The organism is Flavobacterium sp. GW823-FHT06G12 (assembly GCF_058794775.1).
On sequence record NZ_JBXAHE010000002.1, the window covers coordinates 820,858 to 833,649 of the forward strand.

General features: G+C 32.4%; 12 protein-coding genes. 7 read left to right on the forward strand and 5 right to left on the reverse strand.

Annotated features, from left to right (window positions below; translation table 11 throughout):
* Positions 1-63: 63 nt before the first annotated feature.
* Together AC1Q5Z_RS10430 and AC1Q5Z_RS10435 are read left to right on the forward strand one after the other, a co-directional pair.
* Positions 64-603 carry a 3-hydroxyanthranilate 3,4-dioxygenase gene (locus AC1Q5Z_RS10430; protein ID WP_343588661.1) on the forward strand — a complete coding sequence of 180 codons (540 nt, stop codon included), beginning with the start codon at positions 64-66 and terminating at the stop codon, positions 601-603.
* 138 nt (positions 604-741) lie between these two features.
* On the forward strand, positions 742-1,053 hold the full coding sequence (locus tag AC1Q5Z_RS10435; protein ID WP_091128812.1) for a hypothetical protein: 312 nt from the start codon (positions 742-744) through the stop codon (positions 1,051-1,053).
* Positions 1,054-1,055: 2 nt separating this feature from the next.
* Here the strand turns inward: AC1Q5Z_RS10435 and AC1Q5Z_RS10440 are convergent, their stop codons facing one another.
* Positions 1,056-1,346, reverse strand: coding sequence for a type II toxin-antitoxin system RelE/ParE family toxin (locus tag AC1Q5Z_RS10440; RefSeq protein WP_343588660.1), 291 nt, complete (start codon positions 1,344-1,346; stop codon positions 1,056-1,058).
* A gap of 51 nt (positions 1,347-1,397) precedes the next feature.
* Positions 1,398-2,354 carry an MBL fold metallo-hydrolase gene (locus AC1Q5Z_RS10445; protein WP_492444687.1) on the reverse strand — a complete coding sequence of 319 codons (957 nt, stop codon included), beginning with the start codon at positions 2,352-2,354 and terminating at the stop codon, positions 1,398-1,400.
* Between the two features lie 180 nt (positions 2,355-2,534).
* Between AC1Q5Z_RS10445 and amaB the strand changes: the two genes are divergently transcribed.
* The 5 genes from amaB to AC1Q5Z_RS10470 all read left to right on the forward strand — a co-directional run bounded on the left by amaB (position 2,535) and on the right by AC1Q5Z_RS10470 (position 7,089).
* Positions 2,535-4,088 carry an L-piperidine-6-carboxylate dehydrogenase gene (amaB, locus tag AC1Q5Z_RS10450; RefSeq protein WP_492444689.1) on the forward strand — a complete coding sequence of 518 codons (1,554 nt, stop codon included), beginning with the start codon at positions 2,535-2,537 and terminating at the stop codon, positions 4,086-4,088.
* 156 nt (positions 4,089-4,244) lie between these two features.
* Complete coding sequence (locus tag AC1Q5Z_RS10455) at positions 4,245-5,057, forward strand: leucine-rich repeat domain-containing protein (protein WP_343588657.1); 813 nt, start codon at positions 4,245-4,247, stop codon at positions 5,055-5,057.
* A 33-nt stretch (positions 5,058-5,090) separates the two neighbouring features.
* On the forward strand, positions 5,091-6,134 hold the full coding sequence (locus tag AC1Q5Z_RS10460; RefSeq protein WP_492444691.1) for a hypothetical protein: 1,044 nt from the start codon (positions 5,091-5,093) through the stop codon (positions 6,132-6,134).
* A 6-nt stretch (positions 6,135-6,140) separates the two neighbouring features.
* Positions 6,141-6,704, forward strand: coding sequence for a LemA family protein (locus AC1Q5Z_RS10465; RefSeq protein ID WP_343588655.1), 564 nt, complete (start codon positions 6,141-6,143; stop codon positions 6,702-6,704).
* Entirely contained in the window at positions 6,688-7,089 is a 402-nt protein-coding gene (locus AC1Q5Z_RS10470; RefSeq protein WP_492444694.1) for a hypothetical protein, read from the forward strand. Before AC1Q5Z_RS10465 ends, AC1Q5Z_RS10470 begins: the two co-directional genes overlap by 17 nt.
* A 55-nt stretch (positions 7,090-7,144) precedes the next feature.
* Here AC1Q5Z_RS10470 and AC1Q5Z_RS10475 read toward each other — a convergent pair whose 3' ends face one another.
* The 3 genes from AC1Q5Z_RS10475 to AC1Q5Z_RS10485 form a co-directional block, all read right to left on the reverse strand.
* Positions 7,145-9,994 (reverse strand): pectate lyase family protein, encoded by a 2,850-nt coding sequence (locus AC1Q5Z_RS10475; RefSeq protein ID WP_492444696.1) that lies wholly within the window; start codon positions 9,992-9,994, stop codon positions 7,145-7,147.
* 468 nt (positions 9,995-10,462) lie between these two features.
* Positions 10,463-11,233 carry a Bax inhibitor-1/YccA family protein gene (locus AC1Q5Z_RS10480; RefSeq protein WP_198854885.1) on the reverse strand — a complete coding sequence of 257 codons (771 nt, stop codon included), beginning with the start codon at positions 11,231-11,233 and terminating at the stop codon, positions 10,463-10,465.
* Positions 11,234-11,395: 162 nt separating this feature from the next.
* Entirely contained in the window at positions 11,396-12,787 is a 1,392-nt protein-coding gene (locus tag AC1Q5Z_RS10485) for an NADH-quinone oxidoreductase subunit N (protein WP_492444698.1), read from the reverse strand.
* Positions 12,788-12,792 lie beyond the last annotated feature (5 nt).

Below are 12,792 nucleotides of genomic sequence, written 5' to 3' on the forward strand. Positions count from 1 at the left end.
GAAAACTGCGACTGAGACTGAATACTTTTCACTACCTTAGCTTTTCATAAATTTTGAATAAAAATGGCTATAGCAAAACCTTTTAACCTGACCCAATGGATTGACGAAAACCGTCATTTACTAAAACCGCCTGTTGGAAATAAAAACTTATATGTTGATTCTGGAGATTATATTGTAATGATTGTTGCAGGACCAAATGCACGAAAAGATTACCATTATAACGAAACAGAAGAACTTTTTTATCAGTTAGAAGGAAATATTAAGGTTGTTATTCAGGAAGATGGACAGCGTAAAGAGATGGAATTAAATGCGGGCGATATGTATCTACATCCTGCAAAAGTGCCTCATTCTCCTGTTCGTTCAGAAGGTTCTATCGGACTTGTAATAGAACGTAAACGTGCTGGACAAGGTTTTACAGATGGTTTGATTTGGCATTGCGATAACTGCAATCATAAACTGTACGAAGTGTATTTTGAACTTCATAATATCGAAAAAGATTTCCTTCCTCATTTTGAACATTTTTATAATTCAGAAGAATTAAGAACCTGCGATAATTGCGGAACTGTTATGGAAACTGATCCGAGGTTTGTGGCGAAGAAATGAAGAAATAATGTTAATTACATAAAAAATAACCCAACAACTATTGTAAGCTTGTTGGGTTATTTTTTTAACGCTAAAAAAGAAGATTGTATCATTTTTGAAGTATATTTGTATTACAAATAACTCATAAATATATCAAAAATGATACAAGAAATAATTGCATATAAAAATATTGTCGATAATATTGAGAGTTTAATGAACAAATCACCCTTTAAAAAAAGCTATATTATTGAGCAAGTTGGTATTCCAAGTCCAACGTTCTATCGTAAGTTAAAGACTCAGACTTTTTCTGCCGATGAAATGCTTTCTATTGCTAAAATTCTTTCTCCAGAAGAAAACTTTAGATTAGAATTAAAAGAGGAAATCGAGCAGGGTAAACGTGATCTCGAAAATGGAGATTTTATTACTCATGAAGAAATGCTGGCAGAATTAAGAAGTAAAAAACTTATATAGATTTACAAATCATAAGGATTTAAAGGTCGTTGGCGATTATTCCAAAAAGCAATCAGTTTTATTTGATTTTCTTTTATTGCATAATATAAAGTAATATGTTTTGAGATTACTATTTCCCGGCATTCTAAATCATCCCTATATTTTCCTATTTGAGGATTTTTTTCTAATAACTTATTTACTCTTAGTACATCGAGAATAAATTTTTCTGCTATTAATGGTGACCAATATAATTCTAAATAATTTCGAATAGAGTAAAAGTTATATTTTGCTTTTTTTGACCAAATAATTTCCATTTAATATAATTTATCTGGCTAAAATATAAAAAATAACTTACAAAATAATATCTATAGCTCAAGCTTTTCCCCTTGTTTAGGATAAATAATATTCAATCCTAAATCATTTTGCCCTTTTAACTGCTCTTTAATTTTTGCAATATTCTTTGCAGGCGGTTTCAAATGTGTGATAATAATTTTAAAGTTTTCAAGAGAACCTTTTCCAGCTACATCCTCTAGAACATGAAGTTCTTTCATTAAATAATTTGGAGTCAAATGACCAAACAAGAATTTATCTGGTTGCTCATTTGGAAAAGAAACTTCAATAAAAATTCCTTTCAATTGTTTGGCTTTAACCAATGGAGCAACTGCGGTCCATAAATCACGAAGATTATTACTTTTTTCTACTTCATCTGGTCCTGTGTCGCCTAAATATAAAGCGTAATCATTTTCATTTTTAATTAAGAAAGCAGTACTCTCAAACGGATTAACATGGCTTAACGAAAATGCTTTAACTGTCATTTTGGTATTCGTCAAAGAAGTTTCTTCTCCCAAATTTAAAGTCTGAAAATGGTATTTTTTTAAAGGAAATCCTGGTCCTGCGTCTCCAAAATTAGCCCAAGTCTGATCGTTGAAATAATGGTTTTCCATCATTTCCATACACTTATTTGTAGCATAAACTGTTTTAGAAGAATCGGCAGGAGAATTAATTATCAAACTTGAAACATGATCTAAATGTGCATGCGAAATCAAATATCCTTTGATGTATTTTCGTAAAACTTCACTTGTAGAAACTTTAAAAGTTTTCTTCTCAATAGCTTTTTCAATTCCGGCGTTTACAGTTCCAGCATCAAGGCAGATATAATCAGTTGTGTTGGCTGGAGCGATTAAATAAGCAGAAAGATTTTTTTCGTCAATACCACCCATTACGCCTAATGGAACTACAGAAAAAGAACTTTTTCCTTTTTGAGAGAATATATTTGTTGAAATTAAGAGAAAACAAAGCAGAAGCCTAAAAGAATGGGTCATATTTTTAATTTTAAGTACTGCAAATTTCATTAAATAAATTCAATATTGAAGTTTCGTTTCTGTTAATACTATAAAATAAGCTTAAATTTACGTTCATTTATGAATTAACTTCAATCAAAAATTAATTCTAAAACAATACCTTTACATAAAAATATAACAATTTTAACTAAAAAAGTTACAATGACAACAATAGCATCGCAATTTGGAATGAAGGAAGCTCTTGATAAATTGGGCATCAAGACAATAAATGAAGGAACATCAACAGGAATTAACAATTTTTCTTCTGGAGAAATTTTGGAAAGTTATTCGCCAGTTGATGGAAAATTAATTGCTTCGGTAAAAATGTCAACGGCAGCAGATTACGAAAAAGCAATTCAAACCGCAGCAGAAGCTTTTAAAACATTTAGATTAATTCCTGCTCCACAACGTGGTGAAATTGTGCGTCAGTTTGGAGAAAAATTGAGACAAAATAAAGAAGCTCTTGGTAAATTGGTTTCTTACGAAATGGGGAAATCATTGCAAGAAGGATATGGTGAAGTTCAGGAAATGATAGATATCTGTGATTTTGCAGTAGGATTATCGCGCCAACTTCACGGATTAACAATGCATTCTGAAAGACCAGGACATAGAATGTATGAACAATACCATCCGTTGGGAATTGTTGGGATTATTTCAGCATTTAATTTTCCAGTTGCAGTTTGGTCTTGGAACACAGCTTTAGCTTGGATTTCTGGTGATGTCTGCGTTTGGAAACCATCTGAAAAAACACCTCTTTGCGGTATTGCATGCCAAAATATAATTGCTCAAGTTATAAAAGAAAACAATCTTCCAGAAGGAATTTCGTGTTTAATAAACGGAGATTATAAAATAGGAGAGTTGTTGACTGCAGATACTCGCATTCCGCTTATTTCTGCCACAGGTTCAACTAGAATGGGAAAAATTGTAGCGCAAACTGTTGCAGGAAGATTAGGGAAATCATTGTTAGAATTAGGAGGAAATAACGCCATTATTGTTACTCCAGACGCAGATATTAAAATGACTGTTATCGGAGCCGTTTTTGGAGCTGTTGGAACTGCTGGACAAAGATGTACTTCTACTAGAAGATTGATTATTCACGAAAGTATTTATGATAAAGTAAAAGATGCCCTGGTTGCGGCTTATAAACAATTACGAATCGGAAATCCGCTTGACGAAAAAAATCATGTTGGACCACTAATTGATACTCATGCTGTAGAAATGTATGCCGCAGCATTAAATAAAGTAGTTGCCGAAGGCGGAAAAATCCTTGTTGAAGGAGGAGTATTATCTGGTGAAGGTTATGAAAGCGGCTGCTATGTAAAACCTGCAATTGCAGAAGCTGAAAATTCGTTTGAAATCGTACAGCATGAAACTTTTGCTCCAGTTTTATATTTAATTAAATATTCTGGTGATGTAGAAAATGCGATAGAAATTCAAAATGGTGTTGCACAAGGATTATCTTCTGCAATAATGACGAATAACTTACGTGAAGCCGAAAGATTTTTATCTGCATCAGGTTCTGACTGCGGAATTGCAAACGTAAACATCGGAACTTCTGGTGCTGAAATTGGAGGTGCTTTTGGAGGTGAAAAAGAAACTGGAGGAGGACGAGAATCTGGATCTGATGCTTGGAAAATATATATGCGACGTCAAACGAATACAATCAACTATACAACAAATCTTCCGTTGGCACAGGGAATTAAATTTGATTTGTAGTACAAGAAGTTTTTAAAATAAATAAAACCGCTTTTTTCGTTATTTGAGGAAAGCGGTTTTTTTTAATGGGGAAATTTGTAGTATTTTTATTCATTTTTTATTCGCCTTTATTTCTCAAGCATCATTTATTGATGCGTAATTTATAAGAAACTAGAAATGACTTTGATTTTTTTGGCTGGACTTACTCCTTTTGGATACGGATTTATTGGTGTTATTCTACTCTCTTTTTTAATTGCCTATTTTTGGCTTAAATCGTCTAATAAAGAACAAAAATCAGGTTGTCTATCTCTTGGTTTAGCAGCGCTTTTAATTTGTTTTGCTCTAATGTTTCCTGTTTTTTTCAGTTTTGCCATAATAGAAAGCGGCAATGAATTAGCGATCATTGCAGTTGCAGTTTTCTGGATCTTGCTTTTAGGTTTGATTGCTTATTTCTTGACCGCAAAAAATACAACACCCGCAAAAAAAATCATTTTCTCTATCTTAAAGTACATTTTCTATCTAGTCTCTTTTGGGCTGTTTCTTACGCTGTTTTTTGGCATGGTCTATTATATTTATGTACGTATGTTTACCACAGAAAAAAATGAAGACCCGGTTTGGGTTGCTTTTTTGTGTATCTTTTTTGTAGCATCTTTGATTTTAGCAGGTGTTGGTCTTTTAAATAAAAACAATGATGAGAAGAAAAAAGAAAAAACAACTTTCTATAATCTGGAGCAGGCTAAATTAAGAGCAGAATTAGTAATAGAACTGGATTTATCTAAAACTAAATTAAAACTATTTCCAGAGGAAATTTTGCATTTTAAAAATTTGAAATTTCTTATTTTAAGTCATAATGAAATTACTGCTATTCCAAATGAAATTAATAAATTAAAGAGACTTGTTGGTTTGGATTTGAGTCATAATCCGATTTCTGATTTGGAACGTAATAGAATTAGAAAATTACTTTCGAAGGAAGTCGAAATCGTATTTTAAGGCCTTAAAAGCATAATTATTAGCCATTTTACCATGAACAATTTTTTAGAATTTTTAACTCAAAATAGTGTAGATATTGTAGAGACTGTTTTTCTGATGCTTTTTAGTTTAGGAATTGCTTTGTTTCAGACTTTAATCTTTTCAGGACTTTTTAATTTGAAATTTCCCAATTGGCTATTTTTTATTTTATCTCCTGCAATAGTTGGAATTAGCTATCTAATAAACCCTGCTTTTCCTCTTGCAGCTATGTTCTTATTGTTTATTTCTGTTTTCTTCTTTGCTATTGTCGGAATGATTTATTCTGGCATTCAAAACAGTAAACAAGAAAAAATAGAACGAGAAAAGTTTAATAAAAAACATAACATTCCTAAAACGACGTTTGGTCAAAAGATTTTGGGAGTTTTTATAATAGCAGGCATATTTGGCGCTTTTATTTTATTAGCAGAGTCTGAAAATCTAAAGCTTCTTTTTTTAATTATTCCTGGTTTTATTGTGTTAAAGAATATTTTTTTTCCAAGTAGTAAAAGTAAATTTATGCGCTTGCAGTCAATTCTTCCAACTTCAAAAATCGATGCAATTGCAATGGGAATGGTTGAAGTTGAAGGTGATCTGGAAGAAATTGAACCTATTATTTCTCCCTATTTTAATAAACCCTGTATTGGATATTACTATAAAATCGAAGAAGAAAGTAAGCCTGACGATGATGGGAGAACAACTTATTCGACAATTTTTAGTGAAGTTAAAACGGGTAAGTTTAGAATTAAAGATGAAACAGGGACTGTTACCGTTGATGGAGAAGGAATAGAATATTTTTTTGACAGAGTCGATAATCAGCAGGGAGGAAAAACCCGACATTCTGAAACCTATTTAAGAAATAATGATTACATGTTTCTTGTTGGTTATGCAGCTTCAGATAATGGAGAAACAATTATAAAAAAAGGAAATCCAGATAATGTGTTTGGAATCGCAGTTCCAAGAAATATTTCGTTTAGAAACAAATACAAACCTTTGTTAGATTCCTTTTTAATAACCTTATTTTTTATTTCACTTATAATTATTTACATCATCTTAAAATAAACAAATATGACTGTTCAAAATATCGCTTTAATTACGGGATTAATTCTGCTTATTGTATTTTTTAATTTTTTTATAAGAATTTATAATAAGCTGGTCATGCTTAAAAATAATTACGAAAAAGCGTTTAGAAATATAGATGTTATTCTGATGCAGAGAGCAGAAGAAGTGCCGGAACTTGTAAAAGTGGCATCTAAATTTATGGAACATGAAACGGAGTTACTTACCAATTTAACTAAATTAAGAACTGACTTTCTGAATTCTAAATCAGTAGGAGAGAAGATTGAGAATGCAAATGAGTTTTCAAAAACAATGAAAAATCTATTTGCTGTTTCAGAAAATTATCCAACGCTGGCATCTAACAGCAATTTTCTCGAACTGCAGAGACGAGTATCGCAAATGGAAGATAAAATTGCAGATAGAAGAGAGTTTTTTAATGACAGTATTAATCTTTATAATGTTGGAATTGAAGAATTTCCTAATTTTATTTTAGCAAAAATGTTAGGTTACAAATCACAGAGTTTATTTGATGTAACACCAGAAGAGAAGAAGTACGATGGAATTCAATTTTAATACTTTTTTTGGTTACGAAGATTATATAAATAATCAGCCGGATCAGGTTCTAATTTATAGTTTTGCAGGTATTGTTTTTGGTGGTTTGGCTTTGCTTTTTTTAGGAATTCTTATTAGAAAACTGGGTCTTGCTTTTATTAACAGTTATATTATAAATCCATTAATGCTTGTATTGGGGTTAACGTTTTTAATATCAATCCTACCCACAGTAATATTTTATGTTGTCACATCAAATATTTCATTTGTAAAAATTATATACATCTGGATTGTAATTTTTATTGGAATGTTTTTTTTTGTTGGGTTTAATTTGGAGACGATTAAAAAATATTTGAACGAATTTGGAAAAGTAAGTGAACAAGAAGAGTTTAGAAACCGCAAAAGATAAATTAAGAAAACTAAAGGCTTCCAATTTTGGAAGCCTTTTTAAATTAAGTTAGTTTTTACTTTTTAATTAGTGTTTGGTTAAATGATCCATCGACAGTATAAATTTTGGCTAGATAAGTGCCAGGAACTAAACCGCTTGTATCAATACTTTGAGAATTTCCAGAAGTAATTACTAGATTTCCAGAAACATTGTAAATAAGTACTTTTTGTACCTTCTGTTCGGAATCTGATAAATATAAAGTACTTGAAACTGGATTGGGATATAAAATTATTTTTGAAGTTTCTATGGTTTTTGTCTCGGCGATCGCAACCATTTTTAGAGTCGTTCCGCCATAAACTGTGCTAATATAGAATAAATTAGCAACAGAACCTTTTGTTATGGTATGAGAACCAGCAGCTATTGAAGCAGTTACAATACCAGCTGAGGCTGTATACGAAACATTATCTACTTTAATAGTTCCAGTAAAACTCGAATCAAATACTAAAGTTAAAGTCGACGCGCTAGTTGTTGTATACGTTATAGATGTGCTTGATTCGATTTTTAGACGCTCAGTAAGTGTTAGTCCATTGTAAGTTACAGAACCTGGAGTTGAATTCATATTTCCTGTAATAGAGTAGAATGTACTTGTTTTACCAGATGTAGTAAAATTATGTAATTCAGATCCGCCACCCGAGCCTGTAGTAACTGTTATGGTTCCCGATGCAGATACTGGTGTTCCAGCTGTTCCTGAAGTGGTTACCGTATAAGAAACATTTGCAGTTGGAGTTCCAGTAATAGTTATCGTTTTTGCAGTTGTATTTTTTACGAAAGACAACCCAGAAGCAGGTAATCCAGTTACAGATGCATCTGTAGCATTTCCGCCCCAAGTAAATACAATCGAAGCAATAGAAGTTCCAGAGGAAACGGTTTGGCTGTTATTGCCAGATGAAGCTAATGTTTGTGTTCCAGCTGGAGTTACTGTTACAGTTCCAGAACCAGTAGCTGGGGAACCACTAGTTCCAGAAGTTGCAATGGAGTACGAAACTGTTGCAGTTGGCGTACCCGAAATAGTTATCGTTTTAGCTGTAGTATTTTTTACAAAAGTCAATCCAGAAGCAGGCAATCCAGTTACGGTTGCATCAGTTGCATCTCCGCCCCATGTAAATACAATTGAAGAAATTGCTGTTCCGCTTACAACGGTTTGATTGTTGTTTGAAGCAGAAGTTAAAGTTAAAGTTTGTGGTCCAGCAGGTGGATTTCCTTCGCCTTGTACAGCAACTAAAGTTCCTGTGTAGTTTGTAAGTGTCGTTTTTAATGCTGTGATGACTAAAGAAGAAGTGTCATCTGTAGCATTATTGAATGTCCATTTTAAATCTCCTCCAGAAACACGTCCTGCATATTGCGTTGTTTTTGTTTTCGCTGCAGCTGGAGTATCAATTACTAAATTTTTCACATATAAATTAGCATCTGTATCAAAGTTGTTATAAGTATTTGCACCAGATTTAGATTTTACAGAACTACTTACAACTTCGCTTCTTGTGCTTGCTACATAAGCATCAAAATCGGTTGTAGAGCTAATTTTTCCAGAGATATTGTATAACGGATTTGGATCATTGTAAGCAACAAAACGCATGTTGTTTGTTCCGTTTGAAGCATCAAATGTATTGTTATAAGCTTTGATGCTTCCTCCAGCTTCGCCAGAGAATGTTCCCATTGTTCCTGCATTATTTACTTGGTTGGTTTCATCCCAAATGTCAGAACCTTGTAGAGAAGTTAGCATTGGATGTTTACTGTTTCTAAAGTAATTTCCTTCAACAAAAAGGGATGAGCCCATAGTTGAGCCCGCTCCATATTTAGCAACTCCATCATAATAGTTGTTGTAAATATGTGCTGAATAATAACGCACGCGTGGATGACGAGAATCTGAGTGGTCAAACCAGTTGTGGTGATAACTTACGTACAAACCAGAAGTTGTTCCTTCGCTTAAACCAAGAAGACTTGCTTTTCCATTATCCCAAAAGTGGTTGTAAGACATTGTAATGTAAGTTGAAGATTTATTATCTAATGCTCCATCGCCTTTTATTTGGTCAGCATCGCTTCCTGCATTTCCATAAAATAAATCACAGTTATGAACCCAAACGTGATCATTGCTTTGCTGCATTCCCACGTTATCACCTGCAGTACTGTCGCAGTTCATAAATCCAAGATTGTTTACTTCTATATTTGAAGCCGATTTTAATCTAACTCCCCACCCGTTTGCTACAGCGTCATCGCCAATACCTTCGATTGTAACATAGCTTGAAGCATTGTTGGAGTTTTCAATAACAACATCGCCACCTTCCATAACAGTCATATCTGTAATATTTCCAATTAGACGGATAATAAATGGGCGAGTGTCTTTTCCTTTTTTGATAGCGTAAAGAATATTTTGTAAACCAATACAAGGATTAGCACTTGCACCAGTAATATTCATTGAAATTGTGTTTTTCGTATTTTGGGTAATGTACAAAACTACAGCATTGTCTTTAGGCGTTCCGTCTGCTTTGTATCCTCCAGGAACACGACCACCTTCAAAAGCAAATCCGTTTCTGTCGTGTGCGGTTATAGTTAGATTTCCTGTTGTAGCTCCAGTTCCTTCTGTCCCATTTACAACAGGTTTTACTTTTACAGTGTAAGTTCCGGCTTTAAGTCCCGGAATGTCAGCACGGAAATAAGAACCATAACTTCTAATAAGTTGGTCGTCTATTTTCTGATCTGTAAATCCGTTACCAGTGTAATACACATTGTAAGTCTGGGCACCAGTGACCGGTTGCCATTTTACAAAAGCCGATTCTAGCCAGCCAGAAGCTTCATTAATTTGGATAGTTTGGGCCCATAATTGAACTGTCATGAGAAAGACAGTCATGAAAAGTAGGTTTTTTTTCATAATTGTTTGTTTAAGATAGTTAATAATAAGTAAGTGGTTTTACTTTCGACTTCAAGTGGTTTAATTGTAATCGATTACACGAAATTATATATTAATTCTTAATTCTTTATTTTTTTTAGCCAAAAAAATAGTATACTTTATTTTTTTGGCTTTTTAAATGTTAAAAATGCAACAAATTGCATGAATTGTAATTTATTACATGTTTTAATTTCTTGAGAAAAGCCATGTTTTTCTAGCTTTTGATTATTTCTATCTTTAGGCAGGAAGAATATAGAAGATTTATAATTTTTTTTAATTACAATAAATTACATTTTTATTTTTGTAAGAAATAAATTATTTTCTTATTTCGAATAACAGATTATTCTTAGAAGTTTTAAATTTAATTTTGCGAAAAAGTAATCTATAAGTATAAAAAAAGCCTTTCTGATTTTACTCAAAAAGGCTTTAGATTATTTAAAAGAGACTTATTTAGTCTTTGCTAGAAAGTTTTGATAAAAGTCTTAAGAATTCAATATACAACCAAACTAATGTAATCATCAATCCCATTGCTCCATACCATTCCATAAATTTTGGCATTTTTTCTCTTGCACCTTTTTCAATTAAATCAAAATCTAAGAAAAGGTTAAGAGCAGCTATGATGATAACAAAAACACTAATACCAATACTCATCATAGAATTTCCGTAATGAACAGGTGTCCAGCTTGTAAACATTGATACAACCCAAGAAATTAAATAATAAGTAGCAATAGCCAATGTTGCAGCAACAACAACAGATTTGAATTGTTCTGTAACTTTTACGATTCTAAATTTATATAAACCTAAACAAACCAAGAAAGTAACAAGAGTTGCACCAACTGCATTGATTACGATTCCAGGAAATTTTAATTCAAATATTGCAGAAATACCTCCTATGAATAATCCTTCAAATAATGCATATCCTGGAGCTAGGTAAGGAGATAATTGTGGTTTGAATGAAGAAACTAATACTAAAATGAAACCAACAATTGCACCTCCAATTGTAGGAAGCATTGGGTTTATTCCGTTAAAAGTCATCCACCATGTCACCATAGCAGCTCCGCATAAGATTAGGAATAGGATTGCTGTTTTGTTGATTGTTCCAGACACCGTCATTTCTTGATTGTAATCAATAATCTGAGCGTGGTGTACTTCTGTTCTTGGTTCAGCATTAGACGAAAAACGCTTACTGTTTAAAAATGGATTTTTTGAATTAAAGTTCATAATTTAATACATTTAATTGAACTCAAATATATGGAGATTTTTTGAAGTGCAATTGTCTAGAAGAAATTTTTAACATGAATTTCTGTTCTTAATTTAAGGCATAAAAAAAAATCCATTAAAACTGATTTAATGGATTTTTGAGTATTTTTTAAAGAAATAATTTTATTTCAATAAGTCTAAAACTAATGATGGAAATAAACCTAAAGCAATATTTAAAACAATTGACACCACAGCTGTAGCATAAATAAGGAATGGTCTTCCTGTTCTTTCTTGATTTGGTTCTTTAGAATACATTGCTATGATTAGTTTGAAATAGTATCCAACACTTATGATAGAGTTAATTACAGCAACAATTACTAAACCAATGTATCCTGCTTGAATAGTTTGGTTGAATAAAAATAACTTAGCAAAGAATCCAGAGAAAATAGGAATTCCGGCCATTGATAATAATGAAGCTGTAAGAACTGCAGCCAATAGCGGATTTGTTTTTCCTAAACCGTGGAAATTTGTAATATCTTCATTGTCATGATCTCTACAAACATATAAAATTACACTAAAAGCAGCTATACCAGCTAATGCATAAGCAGCAGTGTAGTATAATAAAACTCCAGCAGAAGCTGAAACAGTTAATAATGTCATTAACATGAAACCTGCGTGAGAGATTCCAGAGAAAGCAAGCATACGTTTTACGTTTACTTGTCTTAATGCCATAATATTACCAACAGACATAGACGCAATAGAAATAATAACTACGATAACTTCAAATGTATGTAGAAGGTCTTGGTTGTCTAATGAAGCAATTAAGTTCATACCAGAAACCAACTTGAATAGAGTTGCAATTGCGACTACTTTTGCTAAAGTACTCATTAAAGCTGTAGTTAAAGCAGGAGAACCTTCGTAAACGTCTGGAGCCCAGAAGTGGAAAGGAACTGCCGCTACTTTAAATAACATTCCAACAACCATTAAAATCATTCCAATTGGAAACCATATTGGTAACTCTGCAGAAAGTGCACTTTCGTGAATGTCACTAATGTCAAAACTTCCCATTGCACCGTAAATCAAACAGATTCCGAATAAGATAATTCCTGAAGCGAAAGAACCCATTAAGAAATATTTCATACCAGCCTCATTGCTTTTGATATTTAAACGATCGCTTGCAGCAAGTACATATAAAGCAATAGATAAGATTTCAATTCCTAAAAAGAACATTGCTAAGTTTCCAAAAGAAACCATTGCTACAGCACCAGCTAGTAAGAAAACTTTAATTGCCACATAATCTGAAATTTTCGTTGGGTGATTGTGGTAAAAATTATGACTTAATGCTACAAGGAATATAGTCAAAACGATAAACAATGATGAAAAAGCTGTAGAAAACTTGCTCACTGCTATCATATTGTTGTAATAACTTTGTTCTGTTCCAAATTCACAGTAATTAAGAGCCAAAACACCTATTAAACCCAAAATGGTAATAGGAACAATGGCCTTTCTTAAATTAAGAATTTCAAACAATAGGCAGAAAATACCCAATCCTGTTATAGCTATTAATGTATTCATTTTTA